Genomic DNA, 22,772 nt, shown 5'->3' on the forward strand with positions numbered 1-22,772 from the left:
GATGTGGTCGATCATCGCCTGGCGCAGGCTGCTGCCGGACAGGGACTGCATCCAGCCGGGCTGCTGGGAGTGCCAGGCCAGCGTGTGCCCGCGCACCTGCTTGCCGTTCTGCACGGCCCAGTTGTAGATGCGGTCGGCGTTGCCGAAGCTGAACTGGCCCCGGTTCGGCTCGGTGGCGTCGATCTTCATCTCGTTCTCGGCCGTCACCATGTTGAACTCGCGGCTCGCGATCGTGGTGTACTGCGAGTCGCCGAGCCGGCCCGCGCTGATGGCGGCGCCGAAGTACCGCCCGCTCTGCGCGGCCGCCGCACCGAGCGTACTCGCCGCCGCACCAGCCGGCGTGGTCGGTACGGTCACCGCGGTGACCACGCCGAGAACGCCGATGGCAGCGGCGATCAGAACCCGCGGACTCCTGAGAGGCCGCGACGGAATTATGGCTTTGGGGCCCATGGCTGAGTGCTCCAGACTGAATCGCGGAAAAGCGGACACACGGGGGTCACCCCACGCAATCGACGCCGCGTCCCGTGATCAGGGAACACACACCACCAGGGCATCGCGAACGGCGGTCCTCACCGCGCACCACCACATGGCAGGAGGAAGCCGCCTCTGGGACCAGAGTTTGGAAACCGGGCCGAAAGTTGTCAAGTTCTAAAGAAAGTTTCAGAGCGACGCTCCCGCCGTCACGGGCGGCGATCCCTGATAACGCCTGATGAGCCGCACGCCCGTTCGCCGCCCCTCCGTGGGCGCGAGCTGCCGTCCTTGACCTCGCCTCTACGTCTCGTATTGGCTTGACCTGCCACCACAGCCATCCGACAGAGAAGGAACCGCGACAGGCAAGAAGGCGTGTGAGCGCTAACAGCCGACCTGGGGCGACCACCCGGCGGCCATGGTGCGGGGCGGTCCGGCGGGCAGACACCACGTCCCTGGAGCCGCCCTCTCGGGAGGGTCACCGATGAGGAGGTTCACGACGGCAAAGACGAACGTAGCCGGCCAAGACACCGGATGAGCAGGTCGAGGCCTTCGAGCCCGCTTTTGGGCGCCGGCCCCTACACCTTCGCCTGACTGGACGCGCTGCCCCAGAAGGTGCACGAGGGCGGCCGCATGTTGACCGGCGCCACCACCAGATCGGACTTCGCCGCCTTGGCCGCCGCGGCGAGAATGGTCCGCAAGTGGGCGGCACAGCTGATGCAGGCTTGTGGGCATAGGGCTCACCACGAAACTCCCGTCGATCAACTCGATGCGCGACCAGCCAACCTTCCACCGGCAGAGCGCTCGTGTCTTCGCCACTTTCCATGCGTGGAGCCTCGCATGCCGCAGCCACGAACGAGGGCTTTTCGCAGCTCAGGGAAGCCTGGCCTTCGTTGCGGATCTTGGTGATGTGTGCCTACATTTCCGATGAAATATCGGAAAGTGGAGGCATTTCATGACGATTGAGCTGACTCGGCCGTATTCGCCGGAGAAGCATCACAGACACCGGGACGTCACCGGCGGGTGGTTGCGGCCCGCGGTGTTCGGGGCGATGGACGGGCTGGTGTCCAATCTCGCGTTGATCGCCGGAGTCGTGGGTGCCGCAGGGGCGGGGCGAGGGGCCGTGCTGGCCGGGTGCGCGGGGCTGATCGCGGGTGCTTGTTCCATGGCGGCCGGTGAGTACACCTCCGTCAAGTCGCAGACTGAGCTGATGCGGGCCGAGATCGCCGTCGAGCGGCGGGAGCTGGCCCGCAACCCCGAGGGTGAGCAGGCGGAACTGGCGGCGCTGTACCGGGCGCGGGGGCTCGACGACGACCTCGCCCGGCGGGTGGCCGCGGGGCTGTCGGTCGATCCCGAGCAGGCGTTGCGGGTGCACGTGCGGGAGGAGCTGGGTGTGGACCCCGACGACCTGCCCTCGCCGTACGTGGCCGCCGTCTCGTCGTTCTGCGCGTTCGCGACCGGGGCGCTGGTGCCGCTGGTGCCGTTCCTGTTCGGGGCGTCCGGGCTGGTGCTCGCCGTGGTGGTGAGCGTGCTGGCGCTGTTCGGGTTCGGGGCTGCGGTGGCGCTGATGACCGCGCGGCCGTGGTGGCTGGGCGGGCTGCGCCAGCTTGCGCTGGGCGCGGCAGCCGCCGCCGTGACGTTCGGGCTCGGGCACCTGCTGGGCGTCGCCGTCTCATGACGCCCCATGGCCTGTGGGCACCTGCCGGGCCGTCACCGTCTCATGACGCCCCGTGCGTTCATGGGCCGGTGGCGGCGGCCAGCTTGACGCCGAGGGCGATGAGGGCGGCGCCGGTCAGGCCGTCCACTGCCCGGCGTACGGCGGGCCGGGCGAAGACCTTGCGCAGCGTGCCCACCACGTTCGCCACCACCAGGAACCACGCGACCGTCCCCGCCAGCGCGATCACCGACAGCACGAGGGTCTCCCCCACCGTGGCCCTCGTGCTGGTGAACTGCGGCACCAGCGCCACGAAGAACAGCGCCGCCTTCGGGTTGAGCACGTTCGTGAACAGGCCCTCCGCGAACGCCGCCCACACGCTGCGCCGCCCAGGAACGGGCAGGTCCAGCTTGAGCCCGCCGCCCGAGCGCAGGGCGGAGCGCAGCGCCCTGGCCCCCAGGTACAGCAGGTAGGCGGCCCCGACCACCTTCACCACGGTGAACGCCATCGCCGAGAGGGCCAGCAGGGCCGCGATGCCGGTGGCCGCGGCCACCACCCACACGAACACGCCCACGGCGATGCCCGCGGCCGCCGCCATGCCGTGCAAGCGCCCGGAGACGGCGGAGCGGCGTACGACGACCGCGAAGTCGGGACCGGGCGACATCGCCCCGAGTAACACGATTGCGCCGAAACCCGCGATCTGCACCAGAGAGGTCATGCCGCCCACCTTACGAGCACCCGGCCCTCCGGGATCAGGGTGGACCGCTCCCATGTCCAGGTCGGCACGGTGATCATCTCGGCAGGGCGATCGAGGTGGACGGGCGTGTCGAGGAGCGCGGAGCGCGGGGTGAGCGGCAGGCCGCCCTCGGGGATGACGACGGTCTCGAGCGGCGTGCGCAGGGTCGGGCCGTCCGGCTCGTCGAGCTCGCTGCGTACCCAGGTGTCGTCCCCGTCGAAGGCCGTGAACGCCAGCGCGCCGCCGGGGGCCGAACCGGAGTGGCGCAGCGTCCCGGCGGGCAGCCAGCCGTGATGCCCGGCCCGGTAGGTGATGCCGGAGACGCACAGCTCGCCCTCCAGCAGCACGAACTCCTCCCCCGCCAGGTAGTGCCCGTGTTCGGCGCGGGCCCAGCCCGGCGGGAAGCGCACGAGCGAGGCCGAGCCGTCCAGCGGGGCCTGCCGCACCGGAAGGTTGGAGCCGGGCATCAGGAAGTCGCGGAAGGCCAACTCCGCGTCGAGCAGGTCGATCAGCACGTCACCGCCTGCGCCGCCACTTCTTGAAGATGGAGCGGATGGTCAGCGCCACCACGACGAGCACGATCTGCCCGCCGATCACGATGCGGTTGACGTCGACGGCGGGCCGCCACTGGACGTCGCCGTCCTTGATCAGGAACACACCCGCGGGCGTGGCGCTGAGGCCGAAGCCGCCGCCGCTGCCGCTGCCGCTCTCGTCGCCCTTCTCGTCCTTGCCCTGTCCCTGCCCTCCGCCACCGCCGTGGAGGACCCTGGCGACCGGGATGACGATGAGGTCGCCCTGCTGGATCGGCTCGCCGAAGACGCGTCTGACGGTCGCGGTGTCCTGCGCCTGCTCGACCACCTTCATGATGTCCATTCCCCCATCGTTACCACGGATCGCCCGTCTGGCCACCTCAGTCGAACGTGGTGGAGATCTCGTGCCAGCCGCCAGGCGCGATCTTCTCGGCCGGCTCGGGCCCCCAGGACCCCTTCTCGTACGGCAGCGGCGCATCCGGCAGGTCGAGCACCCGCTGGACGATCCGCCACGACTCGTCCACCAGGTCGAACCTGGCGAAACGCCGCGGGTCGCCGCTGATGGCGTCGGTCAGGACGCGCTCGTAGGCTGCCTCCATCGGCCCGAGCACCTTGGTGAAGTCGACGCTGACCGGCACCGGCCTGGTGTGCTGCTTGCCCGGCTCCTTGGCCAGCAGGTCGAAGGTGACCCCGGCGTCCGGCTGGAGCCGGAACCTGATGAGGTTGGGGGTGACGGACGCGTCGCCGCCGCGGAACATCGTCACCGGCGGCCTGCGCAGCTCGGCGACGATCTCCAGGTCGGTGGTCGGCAGCGCCTTGCCCGAGCGGAAGCACCACGGCACGCCGGCCCAGCGCCAGTTGTCGACGTAGGCGCGCAGGGCGACGAACGTCTCGGTCGTGGAGCCGGGGCGCACGCCGTCGGTGTCGAGGTAGCCCGCGTACTGGCCGCGTACGACGTCGGACGGGTCGATGGCCTGGACGGCGCGGAGCACCCGCCACTTCTCGTCGAGCTGGGCGCGGGCGTCGGTGGACGGCGGCGGGTCCATGGCGAGGATGGCGAGCAACTGGAGCAGGTGGTTCTGGACCACGTCGCGGATGGTGCCGTTGGCGTCGTAGAAGGCGCCGCGGTCGCGCACGTCGAAGTCCTCGGCCATGGTGATCTGGACGCTGCGGACGTGGTTGCGGTTCCAGATGGGCTCGAGCAGGGTGTTGGCGAACCTGAAGACCATGAGGTCCTCGACCGGCTCCTTGCCCAGGAAGTGGTCGACGCGCCGCAGGTGGTCCTCGTCGAAGTGCTTCAGCAGCTCGTCGTTGAGCGCGCGGGCGGAGTCGAGGTCGTGGCCGAACGGCTTCTCCACGACGAGCCGGGCGTTCTGGTTGAGCCCCACCCCGGCCAGCCCCTCGGCGACCGCGGCGAACAGCGCCGGCGGGACGGCGAGGTAGTGGACGAGGAAGCCCTTGCCCCCCACCTCCTCGCGCAGCCTGGCGAACGTCTCGGGGTCGCGGTAGTCGCCCGTGACCAGCCGCAGGTTGCCGGCCAGCTTGTCGAAGGCCGCGTCGTGCACGCCGCCGACGGCCTCGCGGGCGTGCTCGCGCAGCCCGTCGAGGTCGAGGTCGGTCTTGGCCACGGCGATGATGGGCAGGTCGAGGCGGCTGTCGGCGGTGAGGCGGTAGAGGGCGGGCAGGATCATCTTGCGCGCGAGGTCGCCGGTGACGCCGAACAGCACCAGCGCCCCTGCCCGCTCCGTGCCATGCGCGCGCGTGTGCCCCATGTCAGACGCGCCTTCCGCGCAGCTCGCGGTATTTCCGGACGAGCCGCTCGGTGGAGGCGTCGGGGAACGTGGTGGGCGCCTCCTCGGAGGTGAGCACGGGCGCCAGGTCGAGCGCCATCTTCTTGCCCAGCTCGACGCCCCACTGGTCGAAGGAGTCGACCCCCCAGATGGTGCCCTCCACGAACACGATGTGCTCGTAGAGCGCGACGAGCTGGCCGAGCGTCGCGGGGGTCAGCTTGGGCGCGAGGATCGTGGAGGTGGGCCGGTTTCCCGGCATCACCTTGTGCGGCACGATGTCGGGCGGGGTGCCTTCGCCGGCGATCTCCTCGGCCGTCTTGCCGAACGCCAGCGCCGAGGTCTGGGCGAGGAGGTTGGCGGTGAGCTGGTCGTGCATGCCCTCGCGGTCCTCGAACGGCTCGGCGAAGCCGATGAAGTCGGCAGGAACGAGCCGGGTGCCCTGGTGGAGGAGCTGGTAGAAGGCGTGCTGCCCGTTGGTGCCCGGCTCGCCCCAGAAGATCTCGCCGGTGGCGGCCGTCACGGGGCTGCCGTCGGCGCGCACGGACTTGCCGTTGGACTCCATGGTGAGCTGCTGCAGGTAGGCGGGGAAGCGGTGCAGCCGCTGGCTGTACGGGAGCACGGCGCGGGTCTCGGCGCCGAAGAAGTCGGTGTACCAGATGCCGAGCATGGCCATCAGCACCGGCATGTTGGCCTCGAACGGCGCGGTGCGGAAGTGCTCGTCGATGGTGTGGAAGCCGGCCAGCATCTCGCGGAAGCGCTCGGGCCCGATCGCGATCATCAGGGACAGGCCGATGGCGCCGTCGTAGGAGTAGCGGCCGCCGACCCAGTCCCAGAAGCCGAACATGTTGTCGGTGTCGATGCCGAACTCGGCGACCTTCGCGGCGTTGGTGGAGACGGCCACGAAGTGCTTGGAGACGGCGTCCTCGCCCAGGGCCTCGACCAGCCAGCGGCGGGCGACCCTGGCGTTGGTGAGCGTCTCGAGCGTGGTGAACGTCTTGGAGCTGACCACGAACAGCGTGGTCGCCGGGTCGAGGCCGGCGAGGTTACCGGTGATGTCCGCGGGGTCGATGTTGGAGACGAACCGGGCCGCGATGCCGGCGTCGGCGTAGTCGCGCAGCGCCTCGTAGGCCATGGCGGGGCCCAGGTCGGAGCCGCCGATGCCGATGTTGACGACGGTCTCGATCGGCTTGCCCGTGGCGCCCTTCCACTCCTTGGACCTGACCCGGTCGGAGAACGCGCTCATCTTGTCGAGCACGGCGTGCACGTCGGCGATCACGTCCTGCCCGTCGACGACCAGCTCGGCGTCGCGGGGCATGCGCAGCGCGGTGTGGAGGACGGCGCGGTCCTCGCTGACGTTGATGTGCTCGCCGCCGAACATGGCGGAGATCCTGTCGCGCAGCCCCGCCCGCTCGGCCAGGGCCACCAGCAGGTCGATCGTCTCGCCGGTCGCGCGGTGCTTGGCGTAGTCGAGGTAGAGGTCGCCGGCGGTCACGGTCATGCGCTCGGCCCGGCCCGGGTCCTCGGCGAACAGCTCGCGCAGATGTCTGCCCGCCAGCTCCTCGTGGTGCTTGCCGAGAGCCCCCCACTCCTGGCTCTGGGTGATGTCGCCGTTCACGCTTCCTCCTCGTGTCGCCAAAACCGGATCATCATTGTCCCTGCCAACCCGTACCCAACGAGGTTGATTCCTCGCACGGCGGAGGGGAGTCTTTAAACGCTCAGTGGGATTCGCGGCCCACGTGGTCGCCGCTGGAGCCGACGAGGAAGTCGAGGTCGGCGCCGCGGTCGGCCTGGGTGACGTGCTCGACGTAGAGGCGCTCCCACCCGCGTACGGGCCTGGCGTGCCCCTGCATGACGGGCTCCCTGGCGGCCAGCTCGGCGTCGGGGATGTCCACGTCGAGCCGCCTGGCGGCCACGTCGAGCACGATGGGGTCGCCGGTGCGCACCTTCGCCAGCGGGCCGCCGGCCGCCGCCTCGGGCGCGGTGTGCAGGACGACCGTGCCGTAGGCGGTGCCGCTCATGCGGGCGTCGCTGATGCGCACCATGTCGCGCACGCCCTTCTCCAGCAGCTTGGCGGGCAGCGGGAGGTTGCCGACCTCGGGCATGCCGGGGTAGCCCTTGGGGCCGCAGCCGCGCAGCACGAGCACCGAGGTCTCGTCGATGTCCAGGTCGGGCGAGTCCAGCCGGGCGTACACGTCCTCGATGCTGTCGAAGACGACGGCCCGGCCGCGGTGCCGCAGCAGCTCGGGCGAGGCGGCGGCGGGCTTGATCACCGCCCCGCCGGGGGCGAGGTTGCCGCGCAGGACGGCGATGCCGGCGTCGGGCAGCAGCGGGGTCGCGCGGCGCCTGATGACGCTCTCGTCCCAGATCTCCGCGCCCGCGAGGTGCTCGACGAGGGGCCGCCCGGTGACGGTGATCGCCTCCGGGTCGAGCAGGTCCTCGACCTCCTTCAGCACGGCCGCGAGGCCGCCCGCCCTGAACAGGTCGTCCATCAGGTGCCGCCCGGCCGGCTGGAGGTCCACGAGCAGCGGCACCCCTGAGCCCGTGCGGTCGAAGTCGTCGAGGGCGAGGTCCACGCCGAGGCGGCCGGCGACGGCCAGCAGGTGGACGACGGCGTTGGTAGAGCCGCCGACGGCGGCCAGGGTCACGATGGCGTTGAGGAACGAGCCCCTGGTCATCACCTGGCTCGGCCTGCGGTCCTCCTTGACCAGGTCCACGGCGAGGCGGCCGGTCTCGTGGGAGCGCTCGAGCAGGCGGCTGTCGGGCGCGGGGGTGCCGGCGGTGCCGGGCAGCGTCATGCCGAGCGCCTCGGCCATGCAGGCCATGGTGGAGGCGGTGCCCATCGTGTTGCAGTGGCCGCGGCTGCGGATCATGGACGACTCGGACTCCAGGAACGCCTCGCGGGAGAGCGTGCCCGCGCGTACCTCCTCACTCAGGCGCCACACGTCGGTGCCGCAGCCGAGCGGCGCGCCCCGGAAGTGGCCGGTCAGCATGGGGCCGCCGGGCATCACGACGGCGGGCAGGTCGACCGAGGAGGCCGCCATGAGCAGCGACGGGATGGTCTTGTCGCAGCCGCCGAGCAGCACCACGCCGTCGATGGGGTTGGCGCGCAGCATCTCCTCGGTGGCCATGGCGGCCAGGTTGCGCCAGAGCATGGCCGTCGGGCGCACGTTGGTCTCACCGAGCGAGACGACCGGCAGGTTGAGCGGGACGCCGCCGGCCTCCCAGACGCCGTGCGCGACGCTCTCGGCCACCTCGTTCAGGTGGGAGTTGCACGGGGTGAGGTCGGAGGCGGTGTTGGCGATGGCGATGTGCGGCTTGCCGCCCTCGAACGCCTCACGGGGCAGGCCGCGCCGCATCCATGCCCGATGGATGTAGGAGTTGCGGTCGTTACCCGAATACCAGAGCGAACTCCTCAGAGCCATATCCGTCACCCTATCGGGCTCACTGGTGATTCAGCACGTCCTGTGGAGGAAGCTCCAGAGGCATGGACCATATCGACGCGTACTGGCGGGCGGCGAACTACCTGTCCGTCGGACAGATCTATCTGCTGGACAATCCGCTGCTCAGCGAGCCGCTGCGGCCCGAGCACGTCAAGCCGCGCCTGCTCGGCCACTGGGGCACGACGCCCGGGCTGAACTTCTGCTTCGCCCACCTCAACCGCGTGATCATGGAGCGGGACCAGGACATGATCTACATCGCCGGTCCCGGGCACGGCGGGCCCGCCGCGGTGGCGCACTCGTGGCTGGAGGGCTCGTACTCGGAGCGCTATCCGGACATCTCGCAGGACGTGGAGGGCATGCGCCGGCTGTTCCGCCAGTTCTCCTTCCCCGGCGGGATCCCGAGCCACGTCGCCCCCGAGACGCCCGGCTCGATCCACGAGGGCGGGGAGCTGGGTTATTCGCTCGCGCACGCGTACGGAGCCGCGTTCGACAACCCGGACCTGGTCGTGGCGTGCGTCATCGGCGACGGCGAGGCCGAGACGGGCCCGCTCGCGGCGAGCTGGCACTCCAACAAGTTCCTCGACCGCGACCGCGACGGCATCGTGCTGCCCATACTCCACCTGAACGGCTACAAGATCGCCAACCCGACCGTGCTCGCCCGCGTCCCCGAGGCGGAGCTGCTCAAGCTCATGGAGGGGTACGGCTACCGCCCTCACGTGGTGGGCCCCGACCACGGGGAGATGGCCCGGGCGCTGGACACCGCGTTCGACCAGATGGCCGCCTACAAGCGGGGTGCAGCCGACCGGCTGCCGATGATCGTGCTTCGCACGCCGAAGGGGTGGACGGGGCCGCGGGAGGTGGACGGCAAGCAGGTCGAGGGCACGTGGCGGGCGCACCAGGTGCCGCTGTCCAAGGTCCGCGAGAACCCGGCCCACCTGGCCATGCTCGAGGAGTGGATGCGCTCGTACCGGCCGGAGGAGCTGTTCGACTCCGGCGGCAGGCCCGTGCAGGGGATCCTGGACACCGTGCCGCGCGGCCCGCGCAGGATGAGCGCGAACCCGCACGCCAACGGCGGCGAGCTGCTCGCGCCGCTGCGGCTGCCCGACTTCCGCAGGCTGGCGGTCGAGGTCAAGTCGCCCGCCACGCAGTCGAGCGAGCCGACGCGGGTGCTGGGCGGCTTCCTGCGCGACGTGATCGCCGCGAACCCCCGGACGTTCCGGCTGATGGGCCCCGACGAGACCGAGTCGAACCGGCTGTCGGAGGTGTTCGAGGTCACGGACCGGGCGTGGAACGCCGAGGTCCTGCCGACGGACGAGAACCTGGCCCCCGGCGGGCGCGTGATGGAGGTGCTGAGCGAGCACCTGTGCCAGGGCTGGCTGGAAGGCTATCTGCTGACCGGCCGCCACGGGCTGTTCAACTGCTATGAGGCGTTCATCCACATCATCGATGCCATGTTCAACCAGCACGCCAAATGGCTGGAGTCGTCGCAGAAGATCCCGTGGCGGCGGCCGGTGGCGTCGCTGACGTACCTGCTGTCGTCGCACGTGTGGCGGCAGGACCACAACGGGTTCAGCCATCAGGACCCGGGCTTCCTCGACGTGGTGCTGAACAAGAAGGCGTCGGTGGTGCGGGTCTACCTGCCGCCGGACGCGAACACGCTGCTGTCGGTCGCCGACCACTGCCTGCGCTCGCTCGACTACGTCAACGTGATCGTGGCGGGCAAGCAGCCGGTGCTGGACCTGTTCACGATGGAGGAGGCCGTCGCGCACAACACGCGCGGCCTGGGCATCCTGCCGTGGGCCTCCACCGACGACGGGGCCGCGCCGGACGTGGTGCTGGCCTGCGCGGGCGATGTGCCCACGCTGGAGACGCTGGCCGCCGCCGCGATCCTGCGCGAGCACGTCCCCGACCTGAGGGTACGGGTCATCAACGTCGTGGACCTCATGCGGCTCCAGCCGCCGTCGGAGCATCCGCACGGCATGTCGGACGCCGAGTTCGACACCCTCTTCACCCTCGACAAACCGGTCATCTTCGACTTCCATGGCTATCCCTCGCTCATCCACCAGCTCACCTACCGCCGCCACAACCACGCCAACATCCACGTGCGCGGCTACAAGGAGGAGGGGACCACGACGACGCCCTTCGACATGGCCATGCTCAACGACATCGACCGCTACCACCTGGTCATGGACGTCATCGACCGCGTGCCGGGGCTCGGCTCCACCCAGGCGCATCTGCGCCAGCGCATGAGCGACGCCCGGCTGCGGGCCCGCGCCCACACGCGCGACCACGGCGAGGACACCCCCGAGATCAGGTCGTGGACGTGGCCGGACGCATCCTCGTACTGAACACGGGCTCGTCGTCCATCAAGTACGAGCTCGTGGACGTGCGCACCCGCGAACGCCCGGCCAGGGGGCTGGTCGAGCGCATCGGCGAGGAGCGGGGGCGGCTCACGCACCACGCCGGGGACAAGCCGCCGTACGTGCGCGAGGGCCACTTCCCTGGGCACGGCGAGGGCCTGGACGCGGTCATGGAGGCATTCGGGGCGGCGGGGCCGGAGCTGGACCCCGTCGCGGTCGGGCACCGCGTCGTGCACGGCGGGGCCAGGTTCACCGAGGCGGTGCTCATCGACGACGAGGTGATCGGGGCCATCGAGGAGCTGGCGCCGCTCGCTCCCCTGCACAACCCGGTCAACCTCACCGGCGTCCGGGTGGCGCGCACGGCCTTTCCCGGGGTGCCGCAGGTGGCGGTGTTCGACACCGCGTTCCAGCTCACGCTGCCGGCCGAGGCGTACACGTACGCGGTGCCGCGGGACTGGCGCGAGCGGCTCGGCGTGCGGCGCTTCGGCTTCCACGGCACCTCCTGCGCGTACGTCTCCCGCCGCGCCGCCGCCTTCCTCGGCCGCGACCCGGCAGGGCTGAACCTGATCGTGCTGCACCTGGGCAACGGCGCCAGCGCCACCGCGATCTCCGGCGGGCGCAGCGTCGACACCTCGATGGGCATGACGCCCCTGGAGGGGCTGGTCATGGGCACGCGTTCGGGCGACGTGGACCCCGCGCTCGGGGGCTACCTGGCGCGGGTGGACGGGATGGACGCGCGGCGGGCGGAGAGCGCGCTCGACCGCCACGGCGGCCTGCTGGCCCTTGCCGGGACGGGTGACATGCGTGAGGTGCGCGCCCGCGACGACGCCGAGGCCCGGCTGGCCCTCGCGGTCTACACGCGCCGCATCCGCAAGTACGTCGGGGCGTACTACGCGCTGCTCGGGCGGGTGGACGCGATCGTGTTCACCGGCGGGATCGGCGAGCACGACGCCGCCACGCGCGCCGAGTCCCTGAGCGGCCTCGAACGCCTCGGCATCGCCGTGGACCCGGCGCTCAACCTGGCCGCGTCGTCCGGCGAGCGGGCGGTGTCGCCGCCGGACGCGGAGGTGGCCGTGCTGGTCATCCCCACGGACGAGGAGTGGGAGATCGCCCGCCAGACCCTCGCCCTGCTCGGGTCATGACGTGCCGCCTCCGTGGTGGCGGGCGGTCCCGGTCATGACAGGGCGGCCCCAGTCATGACAGGGCGGCCCCAGTCGTGACAGGGCGGCCCCCGTCAGGCCGGGGCGGTCCCGGTCAGGCCGAGCTCGCCCGGTCCTGAGGTTGCCCGTGAGACGGCGGGCACCCAGAACTCCACGGTCGTGCCCTCGCCGGGCGTGCCGCGGATGTCCCACCACCCGCCCGCCGTCTCCGCCCGTTCGCGCATCTCCATCAGCCCGAAGTGCCCGTCCCGGCTCTCCCGGTTCGCGAGCCCGGTCCCGTCGTCGCGCACGCGCACGTGGATGCCGCCGTCGAGCGAGGCCAGCCGCACGCTGACGGTGTTCGCCCCGGCGTGCTTGCGCACGTTCGTCAGTGCCTCCTGGCAGATGCGGAACAGGGTGATCGCGGCCTCAGGGGGCGGTTCGCCGTCCAGGTCGAGCACCAGCTCGTACGCCATGCCCGCCATCTCCCGCTCCAGGTACGCGGCCAGCCCCTCCGCCAGGCCGTCGCCCGGCGGCCGTAAGCGGAAGGCCAGGTCGCGCAGGCGATCCACGGCGGACTCGACGGCGTCGTCCAGCGGGGCGATGGCGGCGGCGTACTCCGCGGGCAGCCGCTCCCCCAGGGCCCGCAGCCGCATCCCGACCGCCACCATGGACTGGATGGTGTCGTCGTGCACGTCGGAGGCGATGCGGCGACGCTCCCGCTCCTGGGCCTGGACGAGATGGGTGAGCAGCAGGCCGCGCTCGTCCAGCGCCCTGGCCATGCTGCGCCGCTCGGTCAGGTCGCGCGTCACCTTGCCGAACCCGCGCAGGTCGCCGCGCTCGTCGAACAGGGCGGTGATGACCACGCTCGCCCAGAACCGCGTGCCGTCCTTGCGTACCCGCCACCCCTCCTCCTCCCACCGGCCGTCGGCGGCGGCCGCCTCCAGCTCCATGGGAGGCTTGCCGGCCGCGACGTCCTCGGGCGGGTAGAACACGGAGAAGTGGGTGCCGATGATCTCCTCGGCGGTGTACCCCTTGATGCGCTGAGCTCCGGAGTTCCAGCTCACGATCCTGCCGCGCGGGTCCAGCATGAAAATGGCGTAATCGCGGATGCTCTGCACGAGCAATCTCAAATCTTCTTGCGGGAGGTCATCCACGGCCATACTGCAGCTTTTCATGACACAGCGTAAGGACCCAAACTCAGGTCCCTCATATGCTCAGAATTCCAGCCGACTGCCCTGAATCGGAGCAAGGCGGGGCTCCAGCTCGCACCACACCACTTTGCCGCCGTCGCGGGGCGAGATCCCCCAGCCGGTGGAGAGCAGACCGACGACGTGCAGCCCCCAGCCGTCCGCCGGACCGGGCTCGCGCGGCTCGGGCAGCCGCTCGCCGTCGTCGCCCACCTCGATGCGCACCCGCGACGCGTCGCCCGTCATCCGGAGGGACGGCGGGCCGTCGCCGTGCACGAGCGCGTTCGTCACGAGCTCGGACACCACCAGCAGGACATCCTCGCGATGGCCCTGGTAGCCGAACTCGGCCAGGGCCTGTCGGGCGATCCGGCGCGCCGCCGTGATGCTGCCCATCTCCTTCGGCAGGGGCGTGTCCACCTGGTACGACCCCACCTCCTCGCTGCCCACCCCTCTACTCTCGGGGAACGCGGCACTCGATCACGAGACGCAAGCGCTCCATAACGCCTGATGCACCTGGGGACGGGACATGGTGCAGATGCATCAGTCGAGCAGCCCGTCCCTGCGGGCGATCGCCACCGCTTCCAGCTTGGAGCCGGCCCCGAGCTTCTCCAGGACGTGCTGTACGTGGTTGCGTGCCGTGTTGCGGGCCACGCCGAGGCGTTCGCTGATCTCGGCCGTGCCGGCGCCCTCGGCCAGGAGCAGCAGCGTCTCCCGCTCGCGAGCCGTCAACGCGGATCCCAGCAGTCCCGCCCGCCCGGTCAGCCGGTCGAGCATCCCCGGCAGCAGCCCGGGCGCGAGCACCACCCCGCCGGACGCCACCTCCCGTACGGCAGACTCCAGCTCTCCCAGCCGGGACGACTTCACCATCAGCCCGGCGCCCCCGGCCGACACCACCCTGGCCGCCACGGAGGCGGTCGCCTCGCCGGTCAGCACCAGCACCCGCGCTTTGGGCGCCGCAGCGGAGAGTCGTTCGATGGCCGTGATCCCGTCGCCGTCGGGCAGGCGGCGGTCGAGCACGACGACGTCGGGCTGGAACCTCCGGGTCTCAGCCACGGCTCCGGCGATGGTCCCGGTCTGGGCCACCACCTCGAAGTCGGGCGCCTTGCCTAACGCCAGCCCGATCGCCTCGGCGACCATGGCATGGTCCTCGACGAGAATCACCCGGATCGTGGGGGGAGTCGCCATCCTTCGTCGTGCCTCTGTCCGTGGGGGTCCTGCTCCCGCTCGGGCCGCCTCGGGAACGGCCTGCGCCACGAGAAGTCTGCCACGATCCACCGCCCGCCCGCACGACCCCCATGGCGCACCTGCTCGTGGCGCGGCGTCCTCCTGGCCCGGCCGTCTACTTCCTGGATATCGGGTGCCCCTTGAACATCGGGTGCTTGGTCTCCCAGTATCGCCAGCCCTCCACCCGGGCCGGCACGTTGGCGATTCCGCTGGCGACCTTGAACTCGCGGCACGTCCCGATCTGCGACCACGCCGACCAGCCGATGCGGTAACCGAAGACCCGATACCACATATTGCCGTACATTCCCTTGGTGATCTCCCGCGTATATTCGTGGCCGGTGAAGACCATGTGCCGCTCTTCGAGGTGCGGGAGTCCCATCAGGCGGAATTGGCGTACCAGGTCCTTCGTGGTGAACTTCTCGGTGACCGACCATTGCCTCTCTTGCTCGGTCTCCAGGAACGCGCGGATTTCGTGCTCCCTCGTCACCGTCACCGTCATCGTGCCTCCGGGGCCGTCGATGAAGCGGGTGCGGGGCAGGAAGAAGTTCCGCGGCGAGAGGCGGTGGACCTTGAAGAACAGATGCGGGTCGCACCTGCCGCGGCCGAGGACGTCGTGGGGGAAGAGACGGGCGTCGGTCGCGGTGGTCGTGGCCGTGGCCGTCTCGGTGGCCGTCTCCGTCACCGTCGGAGTCGGGGTCGGGGTCGGAGTCGGGGTCGGAGTCGGGGTCGGAGTCGGGGTCGGGGTCGGGGTCGGTGTCGGGGTCGGTGTCGGAGTGGGGCTCGGGGTCGGCGTCGGGGTCCGGTTCGGCCTCGGGGTCGGGGTCGCGACACCGATGCGGATGTCGATGCCGCCGTCCGCGTCCGCCGCCGGGGTCGAGGTCGCGAGCAGAGCCATCGAAAGGGAGCCGCATATCGCCCTCTTCATCGCGTGACGTGCCGTAAGCCGGGCAGGCGTGGCTGTGGCTTTTGTCCGGAGATTGGGCGTGAACATGTACCGTTCCTTTCGGAATGTGTCGCAAATTGACCCGCGAGCCGGAATGCGGCCCATAAAGCCGCCGAGCGGCCCGAACAAGATCGGTACGATGTTTGCAGTTGCCATCGGCCATGCCGCCGCGCCACGCCGGAGGCGAATTCCCCGTGCCTGGAAAGAGCCGGTGAAGAAGTGTCATCATCGGGTCGCGTCTTTGACAAAGAGGCGCCATGGCCACCCGGCGCCGCGACGGCCGGCCGCCTGGCGCGCGACGCCCTTCGGACCTCGGCGGAGTTCGGCCGCGCGTGAAATCTGAGACTTCCTCGCTGATTTTCGAGGAGAATATCGGTTGTGTCCTCCGCGTCGTCAGTGCTGCGTCTTGCGCGGGCCGTCGTTTTCGCGACGGTCTGCGGTGCCGTGTCGGCGGGCGGGCACGCGCTGGCGGGCGGCGGGGCCGTGCCGTTCGAGGTCTACCTGGCCGGGGTGCTGGCGGCGCTCGGGCTGGCGTACCTGATCGACGGGCGCGAGCGCGGGCCGGCGGCCGTGCTGGCCGCGACCGTCGGCACGCAGACGCTGCTGCACCAGCTCTTCGAGCGGCTCGCGCCGGCCACGGGGGCGGGCGCGGCACACGGGCATCCCGCGCCGGGCATGGCCCTGGTGCACCTCACGGTGGCGGCGCTGACGGCGTGGTGGCTGCACCGCGGCGAGCGCGCGCTGTGGCTCATGATCCGCCTCTACGCCGGGCCACCGCCGCTCATCCGGCTGCTGACCGCCGCCCCGGCCGAGCCCCCCACCCCCTCGTGGCGGCCGGTCACCTCCGATCTCCCCGTGTACGCCGGCAGGACCGTCTCCGGCGCGATCCACAGGCGAGGCCCGCCCTGCGGGCCAGGGCACGTGGGCTGACGTCCATGCCCCTCGGCTCGCCCCCATGTGGGCGTACCCTTGCCCATGTCCGGACGGCGCCCGCCGGCCAACAGCGCGCGCGGCCCGGAAGATCGTTCTGGAGACCCATCATGGCATTCCTGCCACGTCATATCCTCGGGGCGGCACTCGCGGGTGCCCTCGCCCTCATGTTCACCGCCTCTCCGGCGCTCGCCCACGACTCGCTCAAGAGCAGCTCGCCCGCCAAGGGCGCGCAGGTCGACTCGGTCAAGGAGATCGAGCTCGAATACAGCGCCGGCGTCAAGTTCCCGTTCGTCGTGCTGCACGACGCCGCCGGCAAGGCGGTCCCGCTCGGCGAGCCGCGGCTCGCCGGTCCCAAGGTGCTCACCGACGTGTCCCAGCCGCTCGCCCCGGGCGCGTACGTCATCGCCTGGCGGGTCGTTTCGACCGACGGGCATCCCATTGAGGGCGAAATCCCCTTCAGCGTGAAAGGATCAGCTTCTTCATCGGCCTCGTCCTCGCCCACCGGCGGGCAACCGACGACGAACCCGCCGCCCCAGGCCGCAGCGAGTGCTGCGGCCGGTGAGCAGTCCGCGGCGTCGGCGGGCATTCCCGGATGGATCTGGGGCGGGCTGGCGGTGCTTGTCGTGCTGGGTGCGTTCGTCCTGATCCGGACCGCGCGCCGCGGCCCAGATCGGGAGGAAGTGGATGCTGATTGAGGAAGCCAGACAGATCGCTCGGCAGTGGGTGCAGGAAGAGGGCGCCGCGCTGCCGGGCTTCGACGGTGCGTTCCTGACCGGGTCGGCCCTGTGGGCCGGCCCTGCCGAGGAGCTGGCCCCGACCTCCGACGTGGACGTCATCGTGGTCACGAGCCGGCCCGCCCACCTCGGGAAGTTCGCCTACAAGGGGATCCTGCTCGAGGTCTCCTCCGTTCCCGCGCTCGGCTCCGCCCACGACGTGCTGAGCGACTACCACCTGGCCGGCAGCTTCCACCTCCCGTGCGTGCTGGCCGACCCGTCGGGACGGCTGAGCGAGCTCCAGCGGGTGGTCTCGCGCGACTTCGCCCAGCGGCCGTGGATCCTGGCCCGCTGCACCAACGCCATGGACCGGGTGCGCGGGTTCATCAACGGCATCGACGAGCGCGCGTCCCTGCCCGACCAGGTCAACTCGTGGCTGTTCGGCACCGGGGTGACCACGCATGTGCTGCTGGTGGCGGCCCTGCGCAACCCCACGATCCGCCGCCGGTACGTCGACGTCCGCGACCTGCTCGCCGAGCACGGGCGGCTGCACTTCCACGAGAGCCTGCTCGGCCTGCTCGGCTGCGCCGACCTCAGCGCGGAGCGGGTCGGGCGGCATCTGACCGCGCTGGAGAAGGTGTTCGACGCGACGGCCACCCTGCGGGCGCCCTCGTACCGGTTCGACTCCGACATCTCCCCGGCGGCGCGGCCCGTCGCCATCGACGGCACCCGTGACCTGATCCGGCGCGGGCTGCATCGGGAGGCGGTCTTCTGGCTGGTGGCCACCTACTCGCGCTGCCTGTCGAAGCGGTCGGCGGCCGGCGGGTCCGGCTACGAGGACGGCTTCCGCGAGCTGCTGGCCGACCTGGGGGCCGAGACGCGCAAGGACCGCCGCCGCCGGGGAGACCTCGTCCTGGCGGCGCTGCCGGGAGTGTGGCAGACCGCGATGGCCCTGTGCTGACGTGGAGGGGCGTCAGTCCCGTACGTCCAGCCCCAGGGCCGTGGCCACGACCGTCGCCTGGAACGGGTCGATGATCGCGCCCTTGAGCGTGACGGTGTGCGGGTCGAGCGTGCTCAGGTCGCTGCCGCGCAGGTCGCACCGCGTCAGGTCGGCGCCGCGCAGGGAGACCCCGGACAGATCGGCCCGGCGCAGCTCGGCGCGCTCCAGCCGGGCTCCCGCCAGGTCGGCCTCCCGCAGCCGGGTGCCGCGGAAGACGCTCCCCCGCAGATCGGCGTCGATCAGGCTGACGTAGGACCAGTCGCCGCCCTCGACCTTGAGCAGCCCGTACGTGCAGCCGTCGAACACGCTGCCCGTCAGCTTGCACCCGTCGAACGTGGCGTCGAAGAAGGAGCACCGCGTGAACGTGCAGTTGAGGAAGCGGGCGTCGTCGTGCGCCGACACGTTGAAGCGCACGTTGCTGAAGTGGCACTCCTCGAAGGAGGAGCCGTGGTCGATGAGCTCGGTCATGTCCACGTCCTGGAACAGCACCCGGCGGTAGCTCTCGCCGGAGATCTCGAGGCTGTCCCAGTCGGTGGACCAGATCGTCTTCTCAGTGGGCAGGGCCATGCGAACAAACTAGCGGATCAGGCCCGTTTGGCGATGGCGGTGATCAGGGGTTGCACCAGCTTGGCCGCCAGCGGGCCGAAGGCCGCCAGGATGAGGACGTACGCCGCCGCCAGCGCTCCGAGGTCGGGGTGCGCGCCCGCGCCCACCGCGAGGCCCGCGATCACGATGTTGAACTCTCCGCGCGGGATGAGCGCGATGCCCGCCCGGGCCTGGCCGGCCTTGCCGATGCCCGCCCTCCTGGCCGCGTACGCGCCGGTCAGCAGCTTGGTGACCATGCTGATCAGGGCGAGCAGCGCGGCCAGCCCCGCCACCGGCAGGATCTTCGCGGGGTCGGTCTGGAAGCCGAAGAACACGAAGAACACCGCCGCGAACAGGTCGCGCAGGGGCGCGAGCAGCGCGTGCGCGTCCTCGGCGAGCTGGCCGGACAGCGCGATCCCGACCAGGAACGCGCCCACCGCCGCCGACACCTGCAGCTGCTGGGCGAGCCCGGCCACGAGCAGGGCCAGCCCGACCACCTTGAGCAGCAGCACCTCGGAGTTCGGGCTGGACACGAACGCCTCGATGAACCGCCCGAACTTCAGGGCCACGACCAGCACCACGCTCACGGTCAGCAGCGCGATACCCACTGAGACGGCCCCGCTGACCAGGCTCAGCCCGGCCAGCATGGTCGTCAGGACCGGCAGGTAGACGGCCATCGTCAGATCTTCGAACACCAGCAGCGACAGCACCGTCGGCGTCTCACGGTTACCGAGCCACCCGAGGTCGGACAGGACCTTGGCGGTGATCCCGGAGGAGGTGGCGTAGGTGACGCCCGCCATGGCCACGGCCGCCACCGGACCCCAGCCGAGCAGTAACGCGCAGACAGCGCCCGGGGCGGCGTTGAGCACCAGGTCGACGATGCCCGCGCGGGCGTTGCCCGTCAGGCTGGTCACCAGCTCGTCGGCGTTGTACTCCAGACCGAGCGTCAGCAGCAGCAGGACGACGCCCAGCTCCGCGCCGACGGAGATGAACTCCTGGCTGGTCGCCAGCGGCACCAGCCCGCCGGTCCCGAAGGCCAGGCCGGCGATCAGATAGAGCGGGATGGGAGAGATGCCGACGCGCAGCGCGAGCGCTCCCAGAACTCCCAGGCCAAGCAGTACAGCACCGAACTCGAGAAAGAGAACCGCGGTTTCGTGCACCCGCGGCTCTACCCGTCCGCCAGGATGCCGGCCACCTCGGCGGTGCTGTCCTCGCTGCCGACGACGACCACGACGTCGGCCGCTCTGAGCACGAACTCGGGTCCGGGGCTGGCGAACACCTGCCCCGCGCGCACGATCGCGACGATGGAGGCGCTGGTACGGGTCCGCACGCGCGCGTCGCCCATGGGGCGCCCGGCGTAGGGCGAGCCGTCGGGGATGGGCAGCTGCACGCTGACCAGGCCCTCGACCTCCCGGTGCAGCTGGTTGAGCCGCTGCACGATGCGGGGGGCGCCGAGCAGCTCGGCCAGGGCGTCGGCCTCCTCGTCGTTGAGCTTGACCACGTGGCACACGGCGTCGGGATCGTCCTGGTCGTAGATCACCAGGTCCCGGCGGCCGGTGCGGTGGGACACGACACCGACCCGCTGGCCTTTACGGGTGGTGAAATCGTGACGTAGCCCGATTCCCGGCAGCGCTGTTTGCTCGACCTCCACCTATCCCACCCGTCTAGATCTGCCTAATTCCTCGTAAACCCTATCCAACTTGTACTCATGGCCTCACGCCGTGAGGCGGCTCGGTCGCCGGCGAGCGGTCGCGGAGCGGACGGCCCACCTCGTGCAGGTGGCGCATGGCCTGCGCCCAGGACTCGACCAGGCCGCACTCGACGTAGTCGACGCCGATCGACTCGCAGTACTCGCGGACGATGGGCTGCGCCTTGCGCAGGTTCGCCGTGGGCATGCTGGGGAACAGGTGGTGCTCGATCTGGTAGTTGAGGCCGCCCAGCGCTGTGTTGACCAGGCGCCCGCCGCGCACGTTCCTGGAGGTCAGCACCTGGCGGCGGAGGAAGTCCAGCTCGTCCTCCGCGGTGAGCACGGGCATGCCCTTGTGGTTGGGCGCGAACGTGCAGCCCAGGTAGACGCCGTAGCACGCCTGGTGCACGACCAGGAACACCAGCGCCTTGCCGGGGGACAGCACCAGGAACACCGCGCCCAGGTACGCCAGCACGTGCGCGGTCAGCAGCAGCCCCTCGACCTTCCTGCTCTTGAGCGACGGGCGGCGCAGCGCGCGGAAGCTCGACACCTTGAGGTTGATCCCTTCAAGGGTGAGCAGCGGGAAGAACAGGAACGCCTGCCGGGGCCCGATGAACCGGGCGATTCCCTGCGCCGCCTCGGCCTGCCGCTCCGACCAGACCAGGAAGTCGGGCGTGACGTCGGGGTCGTGCTCCTCGTGGTTGGGGTTGGCGTGGTGGCGCGTGTGCTTGTCCATCCACCAGCCGTAGCTGAGCCCGATGGCCAGGTTGCCCACCAGCAGCCCGGCCATCCTGGAGGTGCGCCGCGACCGGGAGATCTGCCCGTGCGCCAGATCATGGGCGAGCAGCGTGACCTGGGCGAACGCCACGGCGAGCAGCACCGCCACGAGCACTTGCCACCAGGAGTCGCCGACTGCGGTGAACAGCGCCCAGCTACCGGCGAAAAGACCCCCGACAAGGCTCATCCTGGCCGTGTAGTAGCCTGGCCGCTTGTCGAGCAGCCCCACCTCGGCTATGCGGCGCGACAGCTTGGCGAAGTCACTGCCCCGCTCACCCGGTGCCCGGCCACGGGGAGTTTCGACCACAGTCACAGTTTGGCTCCGATGCTGGTGAGTTCGAACGCGAATACCCATCAGCATCGCTTGCGGCGGAGTCTATGCGAACTCCCGCAGTCACCCATTCCTGTGGTAGGGCTGGCCCTACCACAGGAATGCCCCCGCCGCCGGCTCAGATCGGCTGCAGGGCGGGGGTTTCCACCGGTCCCGGTGCCGGCAGGGCTGCCTCACCGAAGACGTGCAGGTCCCGGCTGAAGGCCGCGAGATAGGCGTCCCGGTCGGGGAAGGTGGCGACCAGGGCGTCGCCGTAGTCGATGAGCTGCGCGTGGGCGTGTTTGCGGGGCTCGTAGTGGGCGGACAGCAGCCGGTCGAGCAGTTCCGCGTCACCGCCGGCGGCGCAGATGACGTCGGCCAGGATCTCCGCGTCGTGGAGGGTGTAGCTCATGCCCATCCCGGTCATGGGGTGGCAGGCGAACGCGGCCGAGCCCAGCAGCGCCGCGTTGCCCTTGTGGTACGCCCCCAGCCGCAGCGTGGAGACCTTGATCCGCTGCCAGGTCGCGGGCAGGAGCGAGTCGAAGGCGTCCGAGCTTTCGGTGACGAACTTCTTCAGCTCGTCGGTCAGCGCGGGGATGCCGTCCTGGAAGATCGCCTCTTCGTCCTCCGGGGGGAGGCCGACGAACACCCTGGCCTGGTCCCTGTTGAGCGGATAGAGGTAGGCGAACCAGCCTTCCGAGCTGAAGTACAGCCGGTTGAGCCGGGCGATGCTGGCGGTCAGCGGCACGGTGGCCACCCGCATCAGCAGCCGCTCGTACGGCATCGTGCGCGGCTCGATGTCGAGCGCCTGGCGTACGGCGGATCTGGTGCCGTCGGCGCCGATCACGACGCCGGGCCGCAGCCGCCGCCCGTTCGACAGCGCCAGCTCCTCGACGCGGCCCTCGTCCATCGTGATGTCGTCGATGCTGGCGTCGAACCAGAAGTCGACGCCCTCCATGGCGCAGCACGTGTAGATGAGTTCGACGAGCTCCCGGTAGGGACGGATGAGGAAACCGTCCGGGTAGTGGCACTCCTGGATGGGGTCGCCGTCGTGGTAGTAGCGGACGACGTCGCGCCTGAGGCCATGGCGTCCGGCGAGGTCGGCCAGCCCGTGCCGGGCGAGCACCTGCAGTCCTGGGGGCTTGAGGAAGTCGGCGCCCGCGCTGGGGACGGAGGGTCCCTGCTCGATGACGACGACGCGCTGGCCGCGGCGGCTCAGCATGAGGGCGAGGAAGCAGCCGCCGAGACCGGCGCCGACTATGGCTACGTCGCACGATGTGGTTGCCATGACGA

Annotated in this window: 24 protein-coding genes; 7 read left to right on the forward strand and 17 right to left on the reverse strand. The window is 70.7% G+C overall.

Going from position 1 to position 22,772, the window contains the following annotated elements:
- Positions 1-357, reverse strand: a 357-nt coding sequence (locus tag AB0J64_RS34240) for an endo-1,4-beta-xylanase (protein WP_364036339.1), incomplete at its 3' end; no start/stop codon positions are given.
- Positions 358-1,046: 689 nt separating this feature from the next.
- Entirely contained in the window at positions 1,047-1,169 is a 123-nt protein-coding gene (locus tag AB0J64_RS34245; protein WP_364036342.1) for a hypothetical protein, read from the reverse strand.
- A gap of 254 nt (positions 1,170-1,423) precedes the next feature.
- On the opposite strand from AB0J64_RS34245, the gene AB0J64_RS34250 reads away from it, so the two are divergent.
- Positions 1,424-2,146 (forward strand): VIT1/CCC1 transporter family protein, encoded by a 723-nt coding sequence (locus tag AB0J64_RS34250; protein WP_364036345.1) that lies wholly within the window; start codon positions 1,424-1,426, stop codon positions 2,144-2,146.
- 58 nt (positions 2,147-2,204) lie between these two features.
- On the opposite strand, the gene AB0J64_RS34255 is transcribed toward AB0J64_RS34250, so the two are convergent.
- From AB0J64_RS34255 to AB0J64_RS34280, 6 genes are all read right to left on the reverse strand, one after another.
- Entirely contained in the window at positions 2,205-2,840 is a 636-nt protein-coding gene (locus AB0J64_RS34255) for a LysE family translocator (protein WP_364036348.1), read from the reverse strand.
- Positions 2,837-3,373 (reverse strand): hypothetical protein, encoded by a 537-nt coding sequence (locus AB0J64_RS34260; protein ID WP_364036351.1) that lies wholly within the window; start codon positions 3,371-3,373, stop codon positions 2,837-2,839. The genes AB0J64_RS34255 and AB0J64_RS34260 overlap by 4 nt, the downstream gene beginning before the upstream one ends.
- A 1-nt stretch (position 3,374) precedes the next feature.
- The gene (locus tag AB0J64_RS34265) at positions 3,375-3,731 is read right to left on the reverse strand and encodes a spore germination protein GerW family protein (protein ID WP_344984190.1); all 357 of its coding nucleotides are present in this window, start codon (positions 3,729-3,731) and stop codon (positions 3,375-3,377) included.
- Between the two features lie 37 nt (positions 3,732-3,768).
- Positions 3,769-5,160, reverse strand: coding sequence for a glucose-6-phosphate dehydrogenase (gene zwf / locus AB0J64_RS34270; protein WP_364036354.1), 1,392 nt, complete (start codon positions 5,158-5,160; stop codon positions 3,769-3,771).
- Between the two features lies 1 nt (position 5,161).
- A complete protein-coding gene (gene pgi, locus AB0J64_RS34275) occupies positions 5,162-6,793 on the reverse strand; it encodes a glucose-6-phosphate isomerase (RefSeq protein WP_364036357.1) in 1,632 nt (543 codons plus the stop codon).
- A gap of 100 nt (positions 6,794-6,893) precedes the next feature.
- On the reverse strand, positions 6,894-8,600 hold the full coding sequence (locus AB0J64_RS34280) for an IlvD/Edd family dehydratase (RefSeq protein ID WP_364036360.1): 1,707 nt from the start codon (positions 8,598-8,600) through the stop codon (positions 6,894-6,896).
- A gap of 62 nt (positions 8,601-8,662) precedes the next feature.
- Here AB0J64_RS34280 and AB0J64_RS34285 point away from each other — a divergent pair, with 62 nt between their 5' ends.
- Positions 8,663-10,966 carry a phosphoketolase family protein gene (locus AB0J64_RS34285; RefSeq protein ID WP_364036363.1) on the forward strand — a complete coding sequence of 768 codons (2,304 nt, stop codon included), beginning with the start codon at positions 8,663-8,665 and terminating at the stop codon, positions 10,964-10,966.
- The gene (locus tag AB0J64_RS34290; RefSeq protein WP_364036366.1) at positions 10,942-12,120 is read left to right on the forward strand and encodes an acetate kinase; all 1,179 of its coding nucleotides are present in this window, start codon (positions 10,942-10,944) and stop codon (positions 12,118-12,120) included. Before AB0J64_RS34285 ends, AB0J64_RS34290 begins: the two co-directional genes overlap by 25 nt.
- A gap of 92 nt (positions 12,121-12,212) precedes the next feature.
- Here AB0J64_RS34290 and AB0J64_RS34295 read toward each other — a convergent pair whose 3' ends face one another.
- The 4 genes from AB0J64_RS34295 to AB0J64_RS34310 form a co-directional block, all read right to left on the reverse strand.
- Entirely contained in the window at positions 12,213-13,244 is a 1,032-nt protein-coding gene (locus AB0J64_RS34295; protein WP_364036369.1) for a PAS domain S-box protein, read from the reverse strand.
- A 90-nt stretch (positions 13,245-13,334) separates the two neighbouring features.
- A complete protein-coding gene (locus AB0J64_RS34300) occupies positions 13,335-13,754 on the reverse strand; it encodes an ATP-binding protein (RefSeq protein ID WP_364036372.1) in 420 nt (139 codons plus the stop codon).
- Between the two features lie 93 nt (positions 13,755-13,847).
- Entirely contained in the window at positions 13,848-14,492 is a 645-nt protein-coding gene (locus AB0J64_RS34305; protein ID WP_364036375.1) for a response regulator transcription factor, read from the reverse strand.
- A 154-nt stretch (positions 14,493-14,646) separates the two neighbouring features.
- Positions 14,647-15,213, reverse strand: a complete 567-nt coding sequence (locus tag AB0J64_RS34310; protein ID WP_364036378.1) for a hypothetical protein — start codon at positions 15,211-15,213, stop codon at positions 14,647-14,649.
- Here AB0J64_RS34310 and AB0J64_RS34315 point away from each other — a divergent pair.
- The 4 genes from AB0J64_RS34315 to AB0J64_RS34330 all read left to right on the forward strand — a co-directional run bounded on the left by AB0J64_RS34315 (position 15,185) and on the right by AB0J64_RS34330 (position 18,081).
- Entirely contained in the window at positions 15,185-15,463 is a 279-nt protein-coding gene (locus tag AB0J64_RS34315) for a hypothetical protein (protein WP_364036381.1), read from the forward strand. The two genes, AB0J64_RS34310 and AB0J64_RS34315, sit on opposite strands and share 29 nt — an antisense overlap.
- 389 nt (positions 15,464-15,852) lie before the next feature.
- On the forward strand, positions 15,853-16,404 hold the full coding sequence (locus tag AB0J64_RS34320) for a hypothetical protein (RefSeq protein WP_364036384.1): 552 nt from the start codon (positions 15,853-15,855) through the stop codon (positions 16,402-16,404).
- Positions 16,405-16,514: 110 nt separating this feature from the next.
- Positions 16,515-17,102: a copper resistance protein CopC gene (locus tag AB0J64_RS34325; RefSeq protein WP_364036387.1), complete on the forward strand. Its 588-nt coding sequence runs from the start codon at positions 16,515-16,517 to the stop codon at positions 17,100-17,102.
- Complete coding sequence (locus tag AB0J64_RS34330; protein WP_364036390.1) at positions 17,092-18,081, forward strand: hypothetical protein; 990 nt, start codon at positions 17,092-17,094, stop codon at positions 18,079-18,081. The genes AB0J64_RS34325 and AB0J64_RS34330 overlap by 11 nt, the downstream gene beginning before the upstream one ends.
- Before the next feature lie 12 nt (positions 18,082-18,093).
- Here the strand turns inward: AB0J64_RS34330 and AB0J64_RS34335 are convergent, their stop codons facing one another.
- The 5 genes from AB0J64_RS34335 to AB0J64_RS34355 all read right to left on the reverse strand — a co-directional run bounded on the left by AB0J64_RS34335 (position 18,094) and on the right by AB0J64_RS34355 (position 22,767).
- Positions 18,094-18,687 (reverse strand): pentapeptide repeat-containing protein, encoded by a 594-nt coding sequence (locus tag AB0J64_RS34335; RefSeq protein ID WP_364036393.1) that lies wholly within the window; start codon positions 18,685-18,687, stop codon positions 18,094-18,096.
- Positions 18,688-18,704: 17 nt separating this feature from the next.
- Complete coding sequence (locus AB0J64_RS34340) at positions 18,705-19,865, reverse strand: cation:proton antiporter (protein WP_364036396.1); 1,161 nt, start codon at positions 19,863-19,865, stop codon at positions 18,705-18,707.
- A gap of 8 nt (positions 19,866-19,873) precedes the next feature.
- Positions 19,874-20,356: a cation:proton antiporter regulatory subunit gene (locus AB0J64_RS34345; protein ID WP_364036399.1), complete on the reverse strand. Its 483-nt coding sequence runs from the start codon at positions 20,354-20,356 to the stop codon at positions 19,874-19,876.
- Between the two features lie 55 nt (positions 20,357-20,411).
- Positions 20,412-21,482 carry an acyl-CoA desaturase gene (locus AB0J64_RS34350; RefSeq protein WP_364036402.1) on the reverse strand — a complete coding sequence of 357 codons (1,071 nt, stop codon included), beginning with the start codon at positions 21,480-21,482 and terminating at the stop codon, positions 20,412-20,414.
- A 136-nt stretch (positions 21,483-21,618) separates the two neighbouring features.
- The gene (locus tag AB0J64_RS34355; RefSeq protein WP_364036405.1) at positions 21,619-22,767 is read right to left on the reverse strand and encodes an FAD-dependent oxidoreductase; all 1,149 of its coding nucleotides are present in this window, start codon (positions 22,765-22,767) and stop codon (positions 21,619-21,621) included.
- Between the last annotated feature and the right edge of the window lie 5 nt (positions 22,768-22,772).

The sequence above is a fragment of the Nonomuraea sp. NPDC049695 genome, from assembly GCF_040674955.1.
Classification (GTDB): Bacteria; Actinomycetota; Actinomycetes; order Streptosporangiales; family Streptosporangiaceae; genus Nonomuraea; species Nonomuraea helvata.

Excerpts from the sequence above, each read along its gene's own strand:
- AB0J64_RS34250 (WP_364036345.1), top strand. The coding sequence starts at position 1,424 with ATGACGATTGAGCTGACTCGGCCGTATTCGCCGGAGAAGCATCACAGA.
- AB0J64_RS34255 (WP_364036348.1), bottom strand. The coding sequence starts at position 2,840 with ATGACCTCTCTGGTGCAGATCGCGGGTTTCGGCGCAATCGTGTTACTC.
- AB0J64_RS34265 (WP_344984190.1), bottom strand. The coding sequence starts at position 3,731 with ATGGACATCATGAAGGTGGTCGAGCAGGCGCAGGACACCGCGACCGTC.
- zwf (WP_364036354.1), bottom strand. The coding sequence starts at position 5,160 with ATGGGGCACACGCGCGCGCATGGCACGGAGCGGGCAGGGGCGCTGGTG.
- AB0J64_RS34280 (WP_364036360.1), bottom strand. The coding sequence starts at position 8,600 with ATGGCTCTGAGGAGTTCGCTCTGGTATTCGGGTAACGACCGCAACTCC.
- AB0J64_RS34285 (WP_364036363.1), top strand. The coding sequence starts at position 8,663 with ATGGACCATATCGACGCGTACTGGCGGGCGGCGAACTACCTGTCCGTC.
- AB0J64_RS34305 (WP_364036375.1), bottom strand. The coding sequence starts at position 14,492 with ATGGCGACTCCCCCCACGATCCGGGTGATTCTCGTCGAGGACCATGCC.
- AB0J64_RS34325 (WP_364036387.1), top strand. The coding sequence starts at position 16,515 with ATGGCATTCCTGCCACGTCATATCCTCGGGGCGGCACTCGCGGGTGCC.
- AB0J64_RS34330 (WP_364036390.1), top strand. The coding sequence starts at position 17,092 with ATGCTGATTGAGGAAGCCAGACAGATCGCTCGGCAGTGGGTGCAGGAA.
- AB0J64_RS34335 (WP_364036393.1), bottom strand. The coding sequence starts at position 18,687 with ATGGCCCTGCCCACTGAGAAGACGATCTGGTCCACCGACTGGGACAGC.
- AB0J64_RS34355 (WP_364036405.1), bottom strand. The coding sequence starts at position 22,767 with ATGGCAACCACATCGTGCGACGTAGCCATAGTCGGCGCCGGTCTCGGC.